This window comes from Polycladomyces abyssicola, assembly GCF_018326425.1.
Classification (GTDB): Bacteria; Bacillota; Bacilli; order Thermoactinomycetales; family JIR-001; genus Polycladomyces; species Polycladomyces abyssicola.
Window position 1 is genome coordinate 1,119,637 of the sequence record NZ_AP024601.1, and the last position, 17,714, is coordinate 1,137,350.

Annotated in this window: 17 protein-coding genes and 1 pseudogene; 11 read left to right on the top strand and 7 right to left on the bottom strand. The window is 52.1% G+C overall.

The genetic code is table 11. The features are described from left to right. Positions 1-146: 146 nt before the first annotated feature. From KI215_RS05660 to KI215_RS05670, 3 genes and pseudogenes are all read right to left on the bottom strand, one after another. Entirely contained in the window at positions 147-602 is a 456-nt protein-coding gene (locus KI215_RS05660; protein ID WP_212774585.1) for a CBO0543 family protein, read from the bottom strand. 24 nt (positions 603-626) lie between these two features. Next, the gene (locus tag KI215_RS05665) at positions 627-776 is read right to left on the bottom strand and encodes a hypothetical protein (protein ID WP_212774586.1); all 150 of its coding nucleotides are present in this window, start codon (positions 774-776) and stop codon (positions 627-629) included. A gap of 309 nt (positions 777-1,085) precedes the next feature. After that, positions 1,086-2,446, bottom strand: a pseudogene (locus KI215_RS05670) (alpha-amylase family glycosyl hydrolase); the annotation flags it as partial. A 566-nt stretch (positions 2,447-3,012) separates the two neighbouring features. Here KI215_RS05670 and KI215_RS05675 point away from each other — a divergent pair. Beyond that, positions 3,013-3,417: a hypothetical protein gene (locus KI215_RS05675; protein WP_246512210.1), complete on the top strand. Its 405-nt coding sequence runs from the start codon at positions 3,013-3,015 to the stop codon at positions 3,415-3,417. Here KI215_RS05675 and KI215_RS05680 read toward each other — a convergent pair. Together KI215_RS05680 and KI215_RS05685 are read right to left on the bottom strand one after the other, a co-directional pair. After that, positions 3,411-4,250 carry a phosphatase PAP2 family protein gene (locus tag KI215_RS05680; protein ID WP_212774587.1) on the bottom strand — a complete coding sequence of 280 codons (840 nt, stop codon included), beginning with the start codon at positions 4,248-4,250 and terminating at the stop codon, positions 3,411-3,413. The genes KI215_RS05675 and KI215_RS05680 overlap by 7 nt on opposite strands. A 116-nt stretch (positions 4,251-4,366) precedes the next feature. Beyond that, positions 4,367-4,762 (bottom strand): TIGR04086 family membrane protein, encoded by a 396-nt coding sequence (locus KI215_RS05685; protein WP_212774588.1) that lies wholly within the window; start codon positions 4,760-4,762, stop codon positions 4,367-4,369. Positions 4,763-4,970: 208 nt separating this feature from the next. On the opposite strand from KI215_RS05685, the gene KI215_RS05690 reads away from it, so the two are divergent. Then, positions 4,971-5,660 (top strand): DUF421 domain-containing protein, encoded by a 690-nt coding sequence (locus KI215_RS05690; RefSeq protein ID WP_212774589.1) that lies wholly within the window; start codon positions 4,971-4,973, stop codon positions 5,658-5,660. Here the strand turns inward: KI215_RS05690 and spoVB are convergent. Continuing rightward, entirely contained in the window at positions 5,657-7,216 is a 1,560-nt protein-coding gene (gene spoVB / locus KI215_RS05695) for a stage V sporulation protein B (protein WP_212774590.1), read from the bottom strand. The genes KI215_RS05690 and spoVB overlap by 4 nt on opposite strands. 201 nt (positions 7,217-7,417) lie before the next feature. Between spoVB and KI215_RS05700 the strand changes: the two genes are divergently transcribed. The 8 genes from KI215_RS05700 (at position 7,418) to KI215_RS05730 (ending at position 15,500) form a co-directional block, all read left to right on the top strand. Next, on the top strand, positions 7,418-7,729 hold the full coding sequence (locus KI215_RS05700; RefSeq protein WP_212774591.1) for a post-transcriptional regulator: 312 nt from the start codon (positions 7,418-7,420) through the stop codon (positions 7,727-7,729). A 129-nt stretch (positions 7,730-7,858) separates the two neighbouring features. Next, positions 7,859-9,100, top strand: coding sequence for a protein translocase subunit SecD (secD, locus tag KI215_RS15865; RefSeq protein WP_246512211.1), 1,242 nt, complete (start codon positions 7,859-7,861; stop codon positions 9,098-9,100). After that, positions 9,090-9,989 (top strand): protein translocase subunit SecF, encoded by a 900-nt coding sequence (secF, locus tag KI215_RS15870; RefSeq protein ID WP_246512212.1) that lies wholly within the window; start codon positions 9,090-9,092, stop codon positions 9,987-9,989. Before secD ends, secF begins: the two co-directional genes overlap by 11 nt. A 71-nt stretch (positions 9,990-10,060) precedes the next feature. Further along, positions 10,061-10,966, top strand: a complete 906-nt coding sequence (locus KI215_RS05710; RefSeq protein WP_212774592.1) for a cation diffusion facilitator family transporter — start codon at positions 10,061-10,063, stop codon at positions 10,964-10,966. Positions 10,967-11,019: 53 nt separating this feature from the next. Continuing rightward, the gene (gene recJ, locus KI215_RS05715; RefSeq protein WP_212774593.1) at positions 11,020-13,443 is read left to right on the top strand and encodes a single-stranded-DNA-specific exonuclease RecJ; all 2,424 of its coding nucleotides are present in this window, start codon (positions 11,020-11,022) and stop codon (positions 13,441-13,443) included. After that, complete coding sequence (locus tag KI215_RS05720) at positions 13,382-13,894, top strand: adenine phosphoribosyltransferase (RefSeq protein WP_212774594.1); 513 nt, start codon at positions 13,382-13,384, stop codon at positions 13,892-13,894. Before recJ ends, KI215_RS05720 begins: the two co-directional genes overlap by 62 nt. A gap of 98 nt (positions 13,895-13,992) precedes the next feature. Continuing rightward, the gene (locus KI215_RS05725) at positions 13,993-14,880 is read left to right on the top strand and encodes a carbohydrate ABC transporter permease (protein ID WP_212774595.1); all 888 of its coding nucleotides are present in this window, start codon (positions 13,993-13,995) and stop codon (positions 14,878-14,880) included. Between the two features lie 206 nt (positions 14,881-15,086). Next, positions 15,087-15,500: a DoxX family protein gene (locus KI215_RS05730; RefSeq protein ID WP_212774596.1), complete on the top strand. Its 414-nt coding sequence runs from the start codon at positions 15,087-15,089 to the stop codon at positions 15,498-15,500. A 128-nt stretch (positions 15,501-15,628) separates the two neighbouring features. Here the strand turns inward: KI215_RS05730 and KI215_RS05735 are convergent, their stop codons facing one another. Beyond that, entirely contained in the window at positions 15,629-16,579 is a 951-nt protein-coding gene (locus KI215_RS05735; RefSeq protein WP_212774597.1) for a PIG-L family deacetylase, read from the bottom strand. Between the two features lie 293 nt (positions 16,580-16,872). Between KI215_RS05735 and KI215_RS05740 the strand changes: the two genes are divergently transcribed. After that, entirely contained in the window at positions 16,873-17,709 is an 837-nt protein-coding gene (locus KI215_RS05740) for a carbohydrate ABC transporter permease (protein WP_212774598.1), read from the top strand. Positions 17,710-17,714 lie beyond the last annotated feature (5 nt).

The following is a 17,714-nucleotide window of genomic DNA, read 5'->3' on the forward strand; positions in this document are numbered from 1 at the left end:
CTGATTGATGCCTCAGTAATCGAGGCTCCACAGACTGGGTTTGGGGTTGGCTGCTCCCATGGCATTTCCGAAGTCAGTAGATTTGTAGTGGGTATGTACACCCCGAATGTGATGCCATTAGGGCATCAGCCTCGGGGGCTGGTTGATCATTTTCTTACCCGACACAATCTTTTTTCCACCCAGCGGTAATGAAGCATGAGCAACACCAACAGCACCACATTGGCGACCCACGAGTACCCGATGTTCCAGCCGTGATCATATCGAATGTGTCCTGTCGAGAACAGATGAAATTCCACCGCGATCAAGATGGAGGCACCGAGGACCACCCAAACGGCTCGCTGCCAAAAGCGGTGGGGAAGCTTTTGCACAAAAATCCATGTGCCGATCGGATATAATCCCAGATTTAACGTGATATTGGGCCACATTCCGGGTAAAATCGGGTCGTGATATTTCCAAAAGCCTTGGTAATCGATCGTCATATCCAAAAAAAACGACCCGACTATCCCTGCCAGTACTGTAGCGTAACCTTTTTGCCATTGGGACCAGTTAATCAGAACCAGCCCGATTACCCACCATACCAGCCACCATTTTAAAAACACCATGACGCATCTCTCCGGGGGATTAAGTTATCTCACCCGTTTTCTTTTGCCCCATCTGGTCTTCAACCGCTCCAACCATTTTACGGACACCTGCCAACCGCTGATCCACCGGAACGCGAGCGGCAACATGATGAGGAACAGTGCCAAGCTGAACCACCATTGTGTACGAATACTCATTGATAACTCATCCTTGTTTTGGTTAGTATTTGGTTTGGGTGGCAAATGTATGCGAGATTGGTTCAAATCGCGGGTCATCCCCCTCATAGCATCCAAAACTCAGCGAAGATTTGACAAGTTTTGCTCTTAGTTGATCGGCACAGCCGTATGGTTGTGGCCGTTCATGTCCGTGTACGACAGACGAACGGGGTTTCCTCGAAGATCAAAGATCAGCTTCTCATCGACGTATTCTGTGACGCATCGAATTTTTCTTTGTCAATAACCTGTCAGGCCCGGCAATACCGGGCCTGTACGTGTGATGGTACATCTTTACTTCGTAAAAATCTTTACTTCCTTCGGTCCCAAGGTGGCGGTGATGGCGCCGTTGTTGACGGTGGCCGTGTCGGTTCCCATCCGGTTGTACAGCACGGTGCCGTTGGGCAGGTTGGAGAGATTGGGAATGGTGCGTGTTTGGTTGTTCCAAGAGTTGTTGATCATCACCACAACCTCATCGCCGTTTTTGGACCGTTGGAAGGCGTAGAAGGTGTCATCCACCCATTTTTCCTCCTGCCAACCATCCTGCAGAGCGGGATGGGCGTTGCGGATGCTATTCAATTTGGCGATGTATTGGTACAGCTCATGGTTGGGATTGATCACCATGTCCTCGCGGTTGAAGGGATCGTTGCCGCCGCTGTATCCCTGTTCCGTCCCCTGATAGACAATGGGAATGCCGCGGGAAGTAAAGATAAACCCAAGCGCCGCTTTCAACTGTGGCCACTTGTCCCAGCTGGCGCCTGGCCGCCCAGAAGCGTCGGACAAAAAGCGGGGAACATCGTGATTGTCGATGAACAGGCCGTTGGTGAATTTGTTTTGATAACGCCAATCGTCTGCATAGCGGTCCCGGATCTGATACATCGACTGATCATGTCCGAAGACGTTTTTGATCGTGTAATACATCGGGAAATCCAGAACGGCGTCCAAATAGTTGGTGTAATCCGCGACATAAGCGGGATCTCCGTTGTACACCTCACCAATGGTAAAGGTGTTGGCGGCGGTGTCAAAATCGCGCCAGAACCACTTCGGAACGTGTTTCACCGTGTCGACACGCAAGCCGTCCACGCCGGTGGTTTGCACCAACCAGCTGATCCAGTTTTTCAACTCGGTGGAGGTGGCAGGATTTTCCTGGTTCAGGTCGTCCAAACCCGCTACGTCCCCGTTTTCCACCCACCACTGATCATTCCAGTTTTGCACATCGCCGTTGTGGTGATACCAATCATATTTGTCAAACGGCGGAGCGGCATAGCTGCCGGGTTGGAAATCGCCCGTATGGTTGGCCACCACGTCCAACATGACGGAAATCCCTTGCTGTGAGCGGTCTGCACCAGCTCTTGCAATTTGGCCAATGATCCCAGATGACCATCGACGCTGTAAAAGTCATAGGTCCAATATCCGTGGTAAGCGTTTACGCTTTTCTGCATGGTAACCGGTGTAATCCAAATCGCGTTGAATCCCATTCCCTTGATGTAATTCAATTGATTGATGATCCCTTGGAAGTCACCGCCATGCCATTTGCGCGGGTCCGATTTGTCCGAGGCGAATCCCCCGTAATTGTTGTTGGTGGGATCACCGTCGGAAAACCGGTCCGTCATGATGAAGTAGATGCTTTTCTTTTGCCAGTCTGTGGGCGTCAATGCCTGGGCGGGAGGGGTGGAACCTATCCATAATAAACACGCAAGCATCGCAGTGACGACCGTGCGCAACACCCATCTCTTCAACCTTGCCACCTCCGTGAAGGTTCTTGCCGATGGTGAAATCGGTTTCGCAAAATATCGTACAAATATTACAAAAATAATTCAACATTCATCAAAAGGTGTAAACAAGCGTGAAAGAAAGTAAAGGGTTGACCCAAAGCGTTTTGGTACCACTTTCGGTTGATTTCTACAAAAAGTTCATCAATTGGTGAAAATGATAGTATGCTACTTGCGCAAACGTTTTCCTTACGTAAAAACAATCGGCGCCATAAGTTCGGCACCGTTTGGCCCAATGATAGGACTGTTTCGAAGCAGTTTTTTTGAGGAAATATCATGGATAAGCGAGTGTATAGTGAGCTGACAGTGTAAAGGACGCTGCTATAGAAGTTGGAATTCCCTTTCTTATCAGGCTACGAGCTTTTTTCATGATTTTTCACGGTAAGATGCACATGTTTTCATGATGAAAGATGATACTTAAGGATAAATAAGAAAAGGAGGCAATTTCTTTGAGTAAATTCGAGCATACTGTTCATGAAAATCATGGACACGTTCACAGCTTATCTTGTGGACATACCAAAATCCTTCATAAAGGCCATGTTGATTATGTACACGATGGCCATCTTCATCATCAACATGAGAATCATTGGGACGAATGCCGAATTGATGTATCCGATGTAAACCCAGATACTTGTCGTCCTGTTACTTGTGGGTGTGACCATGATAAAAGTTGTGGTCATGAGATGGTTCCACATGGTAATCATATCGATTATCTAGTAAATGGGCGGCTTCATCATGTTCATGGTGATCATTGTGATGATCATGGGCCTGTGGAATTGATCACTGTTCAATCAAAAAACAACATCCCCTCGATCAAGAAGAAATCGAGGAGATGTTGTTTTTTCCTTCAATGATAGGACTGTTCCGACGCAGGTTTTTTACGGGTCGGGAAAAACCACGGATAAGTGAGTGTATAGTCGCTCCATCTGAATGCCAGCGATGCGCTGAAGATACCCAGGATGACGCCAGCCAGCAAATCCATAATCCAATGGATACCCAGATACAAAATGGAAAATAAAATGACGGCGGCCGAAACGATCGTGAATCGGGCGAACCGGCGATTTTTGGACTGATACGCAATCATGGCCATCATCACTGAGATGGACGTATGCAGACTGGGAAAGGAGTTGTCCAATCCGGAGAAATGACGGTATTGTTCCTCAAAGGCCGGATAAACGTCCGGAATCAGAAATCGTACAGCCGGATGCATGTGCCATGTCTCTTCTACCGGTATGAACAGGAAAAACGGAATCGCGAGAAAATAATTGAGTGAAATGGCATACAAAAACGCATACAGCGAACGAAAGTCCTTTTCTCTGTGGTAGATGGCCAGTGAAGCGACCATCATGGCTGCAAATACAATCACATAGAAATAGGTGGTGATGTACGTGAGCGGCCGGGAAGTCAATGTCTGTTGAAACAAGGGCGTGACGTGGCCTTCGAAGGCATAAATGTACGGAGTAAAATCGATTTTTTGCTGAATATGCGATTCGATCAACAACTCCAGTTTGTTGAGTAGCAATACACTGAGTGCTCCAGCAAACAAGACCAACAGGCGCCTCTGTCGGAAGAGATCCACAACGAAGCCGTGCAGAGCGGAGAACGGATTGGAACGTAAACACCAGCCGATGATGAGAAGGATAGTTGCAATCCAGGTTACGATGATGGTTTCGACTGATTGAAACACCGATTCCCCTCCTTTGTTGAAAAAAGGAAAGCTCCGGCATCGTTCAAACCGAAGCGATGGGCCTCTGTATATATTCCCCGCGTGACCGCACTTGAAACCTGATATTCCTGATAATGTCATCTCCTGGAGTTGACCCCGACCATACCACCCAATGCACTTAATCCGAACGCAGCTCCGGAGAACAACAGCGGTGGAAGACGCATGGCGGTATCAAAAGCGAGAAATGCAAGCATCCAGACGATAAGTGCATATAACAAACCGGCCATCCCCCCGTACAACCAACCTTTCCCCCTGCTTTTCCTTCCTGCAAGCCAGCCGCCGCCGAGCAGTGCGATACCATTGATGCCGTAGGTGATGAACGGCAGGGAAGATTCCTGTATAGAAGTCCAGCGTAACAAGAACGTGACCAATACTGATCCTGCGATCACCACGGTCCAGATCAGAAGCAACCCTGCTAACAGGGGAGAGCGCAGACGAAATTTGGATGAATGATCCACCATGGGCGTTTTCATGGCCATCCTCCCGATTGTCCGATTTTGTACATGGGTATGAACTTTCCCATTGTTTTATGATCGTGTGGTCATCATAAATCTCGTGCTGTTGGACGAAACTACAGGGGGAAAGCGATGCGGCGGGGCCTGGAAGGCCTTATCAGGCCCCATGCCCAATAGGTTACAAAATCTCAGTCGGGATGAAAATCGGGAGGAAGGGGGCGCGGTTGTGGAGTTATGGTCATTGTTTCTTCGTTCTTTATTCGCATATTTATTGGTGCTGTTGATTATGCGGTTGATGGGTAAGCGGGAAATCGGCAAACTGTCCATTTTCGATTTGGCTGTGTTCATCATGATTGCCGATTTGGCAGTGATCTTCATTGAAGATACCCACGTGCCGTTGGTAAAAGGCATCATTCCGATCATGACCCTGTTTCTGGGACAATTGACGCTTTCTTATCTCTCATTGAAGAATACCCGACTGCGTCACTTGGTGGACGGTCAACCCTCCATCCTCATCAGAAACGGCAGGATCATGGAGGAGGAAATGGCCAGACAACGATACACGTTGGACGATCTTATGACGCAGTTGCGGGAGAAGAACATACCCAACATCGCCGACGTGGAATTTGCGATTTTGGAGACTTCGGGGAAATTGAGCGTGATCCCGCGCGCGTCGGTGGAAAAAAGAGCTGAAAGCCACGATCCCAATGAAAAATCGGGGTTTCGTCCATTTATGCTGCCGGTGACATTGATTGTCGATGGTAAGGTACAGGAAGATGGATTGAACCAAATCGGACAAAACCGTTTTTGGCTGAAAAACCAGATTCAGCAATACGGATACAAGGACTTTAAAGAGGTTTTCTTCGCCAGCATCGATCACCGAGGACGTCTCTACATTGATGCCAAACAGGATTAACGCGGCAGAAGTCGGTTCATCCATTTGCCGATCACCGGCAAGTGTCGGGCATCTTCTCTGCGAATGAGCGAAAACAGAATCAGCAGTGCACCGTACACCCCGGCACTCACCGCGAACGTGGACAACAACCGCATCCACAACGCACCGGTACTGTGGTTTAACCACAGGAACGACGTCATTGCCATCCCGCCGATGCAGACGGTGAGTTTGATCCAGTCCCTCAGATGAACGGTGAACGGGATATGGCGCATGATGCTAAACAGATGGAGCACCGTGACGATGACGATCCCGCAATTGATAGCCAGTGCCACCCCGTCGATCCCGAGGGACGGACGAGAGGCGAACAGAAAGATCAACCCAGTTTTGATCAATGATCCGAATATGGAATTACGCATGGCATCGTTCGCCCGGTCCAGCCCTTGCAGAACAGCTGCCAACGGTCCCTGAAGGTACAAGAAGACGGCGAACGGAGCCAGTATCTGTATCAAACGGGCTACCTCCGTGTTACGGTAAACCAACAGTGTCAAAGGATCGGCCAGTACAAACATCCACACGGCACAAGGAGCGCCAACGATCATAGACAACCGAACTGCTTGGCGAAGACGATGTTCGACCATTCGGCGCTGTCCGCGTGCCGCTGCTTCGGAAACGGCGGGGACGAGTGAGACAGACAGTGCATATGTGATGAACGCTGGAAAATAGACTAACGGAATGGCCATTCCCTCCAATTGTCCATACAGTGCTGTCGCTGTTGTGGTGGCAATGCCGGCGATTGCCAGGCTTTGGGAAACAACGATCGGTTCCACCGCATAGGATAGCGACCCGAATGTTCTACTGGCGGTAACAGGTAAGGCCAACCGACTCAGTCGGCTCAAGGTACCGACGCGGTCATTCCGTCCGATCCGCATACGAAGCGGCGGTCTCCGGGGGTCATTGCGAAATGCGCGCAACAAGACGAACAAACCCGCCCCTTCTCCCGCAACAATGCCAATCATGGCGCCCGCCGATGCGTATTCCACCCCATAGGGCAACAAATATTGCGCCAACAGGAGAATCGTGGTGATCCGAACGATCTGCTCAACGATCTGGGCGGCGGCATACGGATTCATCTGTTGACGTCCCTGAAAATAGCCGCGAAAAATGGAGGCAACCGCCACGATGGGGATGACGGGAGCGATACCGGTCAAAGCGTAGACAGCTCTCTCATCCGTCAAGAGATGGGAGGCAATCCACGGCGCAAACAGAACCGTCAATCCCGTCAACACCATACTGGTTACGATGACAATGCCCAGCGATACCCTCAGGATGAAGCGGATGCGTTCTTCATCGCCGGTGGCTTCGGCTTCCGAGACCAGCTTGGAGATGGCCACGGGCAAACCCGCAGTTGCGAGGACGATGACGAACAGCAGAATCGGGAACGCCATCTGAAACAAACCCATGCCTTCGTCGCCGATAATACGGGACAAGGCAATACGGTAGACAAATCCGAGGATTTTTGTGATAAACCCCGCACCGACCAAGATCAGGGTGCCGTGCAAAAAAGACTGCTTGGTCACCTGTGGTCCCCGCTTTCTTTAGGATGTGTCCGATTGATAAAACCGGACACACTTTTTTCCATACAAGCCTATGCCCTTGTCCAAACGGTTCATGACTAAAAATCGTCGGTTGATTTTCCGGCAGGATTTTGATAAAACGGGATCGAATCACCCTGTTGGATGGGCCTTCGATTGCACCTGTGAAGGGAGGTCTGCGTCAATATGCGGCAGTCTTTGAAACCGGTGAGCCGGAAAGCCAAGTCCTCCGTGGAGCTGTTGAGTGAATCCGAGCTGATGCAGTGCATCGAGGATTTGTGCAACAGCAAAGCCGAAGAATTTCGGATGTACGGATACGAAAATGTGACGGGTGAACAGGTGTGGGCCTGCGTTTCCGAGAACTATCGGCGTGGGTGGCCGCGCTTGAATCGCCTGGTGAACGACATTATGTCCCTGAAAGCTACCCGTTTCATGAACTGGCTGATGATCAGCGTCTACAAAAACGATGAGGAAGAACCATTGAAGAAAAAAAGCTGATGGAGGGAGAACGGGGCCATCGGTATCGCACCGGTGGCCTTTCCCGTCGTCTGCGGCCAAATTGACATGGCCCGATCCAGTTGGGATAATGGGAATAGTTGTCTGGGCAAACGAAGGAGGATCGGATGTATGAGGGTTCGCTGGGGTCAACTTGTTTGGTTTTCCCTCTTGGTGATCGCCGTTTTGGCGACGGTGGCACTGACCACGAAAGACGTCGTCAAACGGATCACATTGGGACTGGATTTGAGAGGCGGTTTCGAAGTCTTGTACGAAGCGAAGCCCCATGAAAAGGGACAGAAGATCACCCCGCAAACGTTAGCCAGCGCGGCGGAAGCCCTGCGGAACCGGATCGATGTGCTGGGAGTGACCGAGCCTGACATCACTATCGAAGGAAACAACCGGATTCGCGTGCAGTTGGCCGGGGTGAAGGATAAGGAGAAGGCACGGGACATTTTGGGTAAACCGGCCCGTCTGACATTCCGGGATCCTACCGGAAAAAAGGTGCTTTTGGACGGGGGAGACCTGAAGGAAGGCGGTGCTTCGCAGGACTATGACCAGAATGGACGGCCTGCTGTATCGCTGGAACTGAAGAATCCGGAGAAGTTTTATGATTTGACGCGGAAGTATGTCGGACAACCCATGCCGATCTATTTGGATGACCAGCAGCTGGATGCACCGGTGATCAACGAGCCGATTCCCAACGGCAAAGCGATCATCACGGGAAACTTCACGGCGGAGTCGGCCAAAACACTGGCCAATCTGCTTAACGCCGGTTCGCTGCCGGTCGACCTGAAAGAAAAGCAAAGCTACTCCGTCGACGCCAGTCTCGGACAGGATTCGCTGATGAAAAGCCTGCGCGCCGGCTTGATCGCGTTGGTGATGATTTTTGTTTTCGTGATCGGTTATTACCGATTGCCGGGATTGATTGCCGTTTTGACGCTGGTAGCGTATTCCTATCTGGTATTGTTGACTTTCTCCCTGTTGAAAGTCACGTTGACGTTGCCGGGCATTGCCGCTTACATACTCGGGATCGGGATGGCGGTAGACGCCAACATCATCATGTATGAGCGGATCAAGGAAGAAATGCGTCGGGGAAAAAGTATTCCCGCCTCCGTGCGTTCCGGTTCCCGCCGATCGTTCCTTACCATCTTTGACGCCAACATCACAACCGTGTTGGCGGCTGCGGTGCTGTTCTACTTTGGAACTGCCGGCGTGAAGGGATTTGCCGTCTCGCTGATTGTCAGCATCGCCGTCAGCTTCCTCACAGCGGTGGCGTTGGCTCGGATTCTGATGACCCTGCTGTTGAAGGCCAATGTACTGAAAAGCCCGGGGTTGTTTGGTGTGAAGGAGAGTGAGATCGGTGAACTATAAACTGGACTTCGTCAGACGTCGCAAATGGTTTTATCTCATCTCCGGCGCGCTGTTATTGCTGGGCTTGGTATCGTTCTTGGTGCAGGGACTCAACCTTGGGATTGACTTCAAGTCCGGGACCCGGGTGGATGTTCGCATCGGTCATCCCTATGATTTGGCGGAAGCCAAAAAGGTGTTGACCGGATTGGGTTACAAGGACGCCAATGTACGGGCGGCCGGTAACAACAAAGAGGTACTGGTGTTTCGCACCAATGAGGTGCTTTCCCCCGACAAGGTGGCGAAGATTCGCACGGCGTTCCAGCAGAAGTACGGCAAAAATGTGGACATTCAAGAGCAAAAGGTGGACCCGATCATCGGGCAGGAACTGGTTCGAAACGCGATTATCTCGGTGGCGGTCGCGTCGATCGGAATCATCCTGTACCTGACGATTCGGTTTGAGTACCGGTTTGCTGTCTCCGCCGTGGTGGCGCTGTTGCATGACGTATTGATCGTAATCGGGCTATTCTCGTTGTTTCAGTGGGAAGTGGATCTGGTGTTCGTGGCCGCCATCCTCACGATCGTCGGGTATTCGGTCAACGACACGATCGTGATTTTCGACCGGATCCGGGAGAACGTGGAACTGCACAGACCCAAAAAGTTTGAAGAACTGGCCCGTGTGGTGAACGAGAGTATCCACCAAACGCTGGTTCGTTCGATCAACACGGTGTTGACCGTGGTGTTCGGTGCCTCCACCCTGCTGTTGTTTGGTGGGGAAAGTATTTTCTACTTCTCACTGGCGTTGTTGCTGGGACTGCTTTTCGGTGCGTATTCGTCGATTTTCATCGCCAGCCAAATCTGGCTCGATTGGAAATGGCGCTCGATGAATCGGGCCAAACCGGCTTCTGAATAAGAATGAAAGGAATCACATAAACTTCCAATGGCCGCGGTATACCGCGGCCATCTCTTTCGGAGGTTTCCACCATGAGATCGGATCAATTTCGTCAAGCAGAAAAAGGTGCTTGGATTGGCATCATCGGCAACGCGCTGTTGGCTGCGTTCAAGGGTATGATCGGCGTGGTGGCACAGAGTCAGGCATTGATCGCCGACGCTGTCCATTCAGCCTCCGACGTGGCCGGTTCCCTCGCTGTGTTGATCGGGGTGCGGGCCGCGCAGATGCCGCCGGATGAAGATCACCCTTATGGCCACGGCAAAGCCGAATCCATCGCTGCGATTATTGTGGCGGTGTTGTTGGGCGTAGTGGGATTTCAGATGGTGTATGACTCGTTTTCGTCGCTGTTTGAACCTGCTCGGGCGCCTGGATGGTGGGCTGCTGTTGCCGCAGTGGTTTCCATGGTCGTCAAAGAATGGATGTTTCGCTACAAGTACCGGTTGGGCAAACGGATCGGTTCACAGGCTTTGATCGTCAACGCGTGGGAACATCGTTCTGACGTGTTTTCCTCATTTGCCGCCCTGCTCGGAATCGGCGGCGCTATCCTGGGTGCTCGCCTGGGTGTATCCCCATTGGTTTATTTGGATGCAGTTGCAGGCATCTTCGTATCCATTCTGGTATTGCTGATGGCTTACAAATTGGCCAAAGAGTCGATTCACACCACGATGGATCACGTTTTGCACGAAGAGGATGCCGCGGAGTTGGTGGAGGCGGCCGCTTCCGTACCCGGTGTGACACGGGTGGACGAATTGCGTGCCAGAGAGCACGGGCACTACGTCATCGTGGACGTGAAAATTGCGGTAGATCCCCAGATCACAGTGGAAGAGGGGCATCAGATCGGCAAACGGGTAAAACACACGCTGATGGATCGTTTTGATTATGTTTCCGACGTGCTGGTACATGTCAATCCCTATTCGGAAGAAGAAAAGGAGGCATGACTTCGGTAGGGGTGTGCTATAATGGAAGCGCAAAGCGAGGTGAACCTGATTCCATGCTGCGCCCGAAAACACGCTGGCAGACCGTGGAGGCGGATCAGGCCAGCTGTTCTACCTTGGCGGACTCGCTTGGAGTCCATCCGGTCGTCGCGCGTCTCTTGGTCAATCGGGGATTGACCGAGGTGGAATCTGCGCGGCGGTTTTTACGTGCAGACGCTTCCGATTTGCATGATCCCTTTCTGATGGACGGGATGGAAGAAGCGGTGGACCGCGTCCGAACAGCACTGAAACGAAATGAGAAAATCTTGGTATACGGTGATTACGACGCGGACGGTGTATCCAGTACGGCTTTGATGATGACGGTATTTCGGCGTCTTGGAGCTGACGCGCACTATTACATACCCAACCGTTTTCGCGAGGGATATGGGTTGAACAAGGAAGCGCTGGCCAAAGCCAAAGCGGATGGGGTCGATTTGGTCATTACGGTCGATACTGGTATCAGTGCGGTGGAAGAAGCCGCATATGCCAGGGAGTTGGGATTGGATCTCATCATTACGGACCATCACGAGCCTCCGGATGCGATCCCTGAGTCATTGGCAGTGATCAATCCGAAAAAGCCGAACTGCCCGTATCCGTTCGATATGTTGGCCGGAGTGGGCGTGGCGTTCAAACTGGTTCAGGCGCTACTGGGAGAAGTGCCGGAAGAAGTGTGGGAATTGGCGGCACTGGGCACGATCGCGGACCTCGTTCCATTGGTGGACGAAAACCGAATCATCACCGTCGGCGGCTTGCGTAGAATGAACCAGCGGAGACATGTCGGCCTGCGGGCATTGATGGATGTCTCCGGGATCCGTGGCGAAGTGGGATCGGGGCATGTCGGATTCTCGCTCGGTCCGAGAATCAATGCGAGTGGGCGTTTGGACAGTGCGGTGCATGCGGTGGAACTGTTGTTGACGCAAGACGATGAAACCGCTTATATGATGGCCAATCAGCTGGATCAGATGAACCGGGAACGACAACAACTCGTGGAGGAGATCTTCGAGGAAGCGCGGGCGATGGTGGAAGCGGACCCTGATGCACACCGTCGCTTCATCGTGGTTGCTTCACCCGGCTGGAATGTCGGTGTCATCGGCATCGTTGCGTCTCGATTGGTGGAACGGTACTACCGGCCCACCATCGTGCTCGGTATCGACGAGGAGACGGGGATGGCCAAAGGTTCGGCACGCAGTATCGAGGGACTGGATATGTACCGGGCTCTGTCAGAGTGCGTCGATCTGCTGCCTCATTTCGGCGGCCACAAAATGGCGGCGGGCATGACGCTTTCGGCCCAGGACGTACCGGAATTGCACCGGCGTCTGGATCGTCTCGCGTCCGAATGGTTAACCGAGGAGGATTACATTCCGATCTCCCGGGTGGAATACGAGCTGACGCCGGATCAGGTAAGTGTGGAATTGATCGAACAATTGGAGCATCTCGCACCGTTCGGCGTGGGGAATCCCACCCCGCGGTTTCGTGTCACGGGAGCGGGTTTGTCCCAAATCCAACTTATGGGAGCGGACCGCAATCACGTGAAATTGATTTTATCGGACGGAAACGGTACATTGGATGCGGTGGGATTCCGTATGAAAGAGTTGGCCGAGGAAGTTACCCCGCACGCCCGGATCGAGGTGTTGGGAGAGCTGCAGATCAACGAGTGGAACAACAAACGAATCCCCCAACTGTTGATTCGTGATGTACACGTTCCACACGTCCAGATCTTCGATTGGCGGGGAAACGGAGACAAACGGGATCGGTTGAACCGGTTGCTTGCGGATCCGTACACGTTATTGCTGACTTCCACTCCTGAGAAGGCTCCGGATCGAGATCAGCCGGCAGCTTGGGTGTCTTGGGACGAGTGGGAGAAGGAAGCGAAGATGGCTCCGGATCGGTGGTCCGAGTTCCGCCGGTTGGTGTTGTTGGAACCCCCTCCCAGCTTGCAGACGTGGGAACGACTCGTCCTCACGCTTTTGCATGTGGAACGTTTTTATTTCGCGTTCGGCGATGCCGAGATGGATGATGTACTGTTGAAGACCCCGGACAGGGAAGGGTTCAAACAATTGTACGGTTGGTTGCTGCGCGTGCAGTCGGTACGTTTACCGCGGGATTTACAACGCCTTCAAAAAATGACCGGGCTTTCTAAACGGATGATCTCCTTTATGTTGCGGGTATTTCAGGAACTGGGATTTGTGGATGGCAGCGGGGATTATCTTCGGGTCGTGCCGAAACCGGCCAAGCGACCGCTCCACACCTCCGATTCCTATCGGCGGCAGATCGAGAGGGAGCGCGTGATGCGCCAACTCGTGTATTCTTCCTACCGTGAATTATGCCATTATGTGTTTGATCTTCTGGGATTGGACTTGAAAATAGGAGGAGACGAAAATGGATTTCAAAGAAAAGATTCGCGTGATTCCCGACTTCCCGCAACCGGGTATTCGGTTTAAGGACATCACCACGCTGTTAAAGGAAGGACCGGCTTACCGTGCAGCCATCGACACCATGGTGGAACGTCTGAAAGACAAGAAAATCGACTTGATCGTCGGACCGGAAGCACGGGGATTCGTCGTCGGCGCGCCGCTGGCCTACGCGTTGGGGGCCGGATTCGTTCCCGTACGCAAAGCGGGCAAATTGCCGGGGGAAACGATCGAGACTGAGTACAGCCTGGAATACGGGAAAGACAAACTGGCCATCCACCGAGACGCGATCCAGCCGGGGCAACGCGTGCTGGTTGCGGATGACCTCTTGGCTACGGGCGGTACGATCAGTGCCACGATCAACCTGGTTCGACAACTGCAGGGCGAACTGGTGGGCGCTGCTTTCTTCATCGAACTGACCTACCTCAACGGCCGCGAAAAATTGCAGGGTATTGATGTGTTCTCCTTGGTTCAGTATTGAGTTGTCAATCGTTTGGCACCGGAATTTTTCCGGTGCTTTTTTTATGCAACGGCCCATACACATGACAACAACAAGGACAGGTCAAGGAGCGGAAAGTGATGGGCAAACGTCGCCGAATTCGGCCGGAAGACCTCGCGGGATGGGGATTCATCCTGCCGCTGATGGCGGGATTGTTGCTGTTTCGGCTGTATCCGTTGGTGGAATCCCTGCGGCTCAGTTTTCATCATACCAACGGGGTGATGGAAACTTGGGCGGGATGGGACAATTACCGTTACCTGCTGCGGGACGAAGATTTCTGGGAAGCGCTGCGCAACACCCTGATTCTGGGCGGAATCGGCATGGCGATCAGTATCCCCGGTTCATTGGTGCTGGCGACATGGATTCATTCTGCCCGATGGGGGCGCACCTTTTTCCGTGCAGTGTATTTCCTGCCTAACATCACGTCGATGGTGGCGGTGGCGGTCGTTTTTCAGTTTCTCTTCTATCCCACCGATCAGGGGTTGGTCAATTATATACTGACAGGGTGGGGACTTCCGGCACAGGGATGGTTTGCCGATCCGGATACATCCAAGCTGGCGGTCGCACTGATGGGCGTATGGCATGGGATCGGATATTCCATCTTGATCGTGTTGGCGGGTTTGCAGTCGGTCCCTGGCGAATTGTATGAAGCGGCAGCGATCGATGGTGCCGGACCGTTTCGACGATGGTGGCACGTAACGTTGCCTGGAGTTCGCCCGATTCTTGTTTTTTTGCTGATCACCGGCATGATCAGCGCCATGAGGCGGTTCAACGATGTATGGATGATCGGCGGCGAGGCGGGTAATCCCGGAGGGAGTTTGTCCACGCTGATGCTGTATATCTATCGTGTCGGTTTTCACAGCTTTGAGCTGGGTAAGGCTTCAGCCGCCGCGTATTTGCTGTTTGTCGTCGTCTTTTTGCTCACGTTGGCCCATTTTCGCCTGATCCGGTTTCAACGGCGAGAGTAGAGTGTGTCGTCAACCGGTTCGAAATAAATGAGTGAACAATAATGAAAAAGCCCCCTTTCTGGAGGATAGCATATCAATGAGATTCTTCTTTGCGCGAACGCCTTCCAAAAAGTTTTTTCTCCGGTGTGATCTAATTCACACTTTTTTCGTGTATCTATAAATATAATAGCTGATTGAATATAGTAAGAAGCTGAGGAGGATACATCATGGCACAATTTAGAACAGAATGGGGTTTGTTGTTGGGCCGACTTGTTTTGGGGATCGTAATGTTGGCACATGGATTGCAAAAAATGACGGCACTGGGTCAAGTGGCGCAGATGTTCGCCGGTCAAATGGGATTGCCTGGGCCGTTGGCATATGTCGTGGCTGTGGTGGAGTCCGTAGCCGGGTTGCTGTTGATCTTGGGATTGTGGGTGGAAATCGCAGCCGCGGCAGTCGGATTGGTGATGGTGGGGGCGATTGCTACAGTCAAATGGAAAGCGGGCTTCTTCGGTGGATATGAACTGGATCTGGCGTTGTTGGGACTCAGTCTGGTTCTGATGCTGAGCGGCAGCCGGAAATGGGCATTGTCCGGGCTGTGGTCAAAACAAACGAAATCTAATTCCCCGACTGAGGGTTGAGGTAGTTTCTGGCACTCATCTTGTCATAAAGATAGGGGAAGCCGGCTCACAGACGCTCAGAGTCGGAAGCCGACTTCCCGTGCAAATCATCATCAGTCTCCGGTTCCTCAAGGAACCGGTTTTTTCGTTTAACCAGCCACGCGCTTGCTGGTCATGTGGCGCTCCACAAAATCGAACTGCGCAGGAACCGAATGATAGCCCAAGGCAAATTCGCCTCGTTTGGGATTCCACGCTTTGTAAACGGCAAGGGCTCGTTTCAGGATTTCCCGGTCTTGGCGGTGGGTCAGCCTGATGATCGGCCAATGGTTGTGATCATATTTCAACCGGGTGGCGACGGATGCATAATTCACCTTGTTCCACACTTTTCCCTCTGCATACAGTTCATCCAGTACCCGTCCCAGCATCGCGTGGTCGCGATGAACATCCCAAGCGGACATCGTTTTCAGTGTGGCGCCCGGATATCGATGGATCCAGTCGAGCATAATCCGTTTCACCGCCGCGTGCGTAAAATGATCGTTGGGTAAATAGTAGATGACCAAATGTGAATACGGTACGCCCAGAGCCAGAGATGCGCGGATAAATTCTTGAATACGTGATTTTCCAAATGTTTCCAACGTCATATACGGATATCCTTCTGCAGCGGGATTGTGATACCGGTGGTGAACTTTACACCATACACGTCGACCCGTTTGGGACGGCCGGACGGACTGTCGATCATACCGCCCGTTGATCACTTCCCGGGAAATAGAATGTTCTCCCGCCGACATCAACACCAAATACACCTGTTTGCCTGCTGACAAATCATTTCTGATGGGAACCCCGAAGGTCAGGACTTCGTCGTCAGGATGCGGGTCAAAGTAAATCACCGTGTTACTGGAGTTATTTGACATAAAGGCTGCGACCTGTTTGGGAGATGACGATTGTGGCCGGATTGTCCGGGTTATGTGGTGAAGCACAACAGGATGGGGCGTGGTCGCACCGAATACAGCATGGGAATTGGAGCAACCCGACAGCAGCAAAGCGAGAACAGTTGCCAGGGTGATGATGACAGAAATCCAGTGTGCGTTTTTTTTGATCATGACGCTTCCCCTCTCCAACAAACGAGCATCTCCCAAATTCACCATAAAAAGAAAATCTTAAAATGAAGTGAGAAATGAAAGATTGTCACCAAACCGCCAAAGTTGGGGCCCTGAGGGATGCGGCAGGCACATATCCCCGGCGGAAAGTCCATACAATGGACCAGGGCATTCTGGTCAATCCATCGCCGCACGTTTTCCCATACGCGCGATTCTGTCGCGGGCCATTTTCTCTGTAGTGAAGCAAAGCATTCATCAGACAGCCCTCACCACGTTTATGGAAAGGAGGGGGGACAATGTTCCGGCAAGCTACTTGGGGTCAATGGTGCATCATGGTATTGCTGTCGATCGGGGCGGTGATCATGTTGATTCCGTTTCTGTGGATGGTGTCCACCAGCTTGGACGGAAAGGCGATGACGCAGGTACCATTTCCACCGCGTTTGATTCCGGAGGAGCCGACTTGGAATAGCTATGTCATACCGTTTGCCAATGTACCTCTGGCCCGCTATTTTCTCAATTCCTTTCTCATTGCATTGTGTGAAGTGTCTGTTTCCGTCCTGTCGGCGTTGATGGCAGGTTACGCATTTTCCCTGCTGCGTTTCCGCGGAGCGAGAGGGTTGTTTTTGTTCGCTCTGGGGACGTTGATGATACCGCCGGAAGTAGCGATGATTCCGTCATTTCTGCTGTTGAATGAATGGGGGATGACCAATTCGTTGTGGGCTTTTCTTCTCCCCTCATTGGCAGCAGTGATCGGCACGTTTTTGGTCAAGCAGTACATGGATACCCTGCCCGCGGAACTGCGCGATGCGGCCAAGGTGGACGGCGCATCCGAATGGACCGTTTTTTGGCGCATCTATGTGCCGCTGTCCGGACCGGTGATCGCAACGCTGGTCATCTTGCAGTTTTTGTGGTCGTGGAATGACGTGTTGTGGCCTTTGTTGATGCTGAGTCACCCGGACTGGTACACCGTGCAGATCGGGGTGGCGATGTTCGTACATGACAGCGGTCAGCGGATTTTACCCGCCATTCATATGGCGGTGGCCGTGCTCAGTCTGTTGCCGGTGCTGATCTTGTATTTGCTGCTGCAGCGGTATGTGGTGCAAAGTATCGCTTATTCCGGGATCAAGCAATGAGGAGG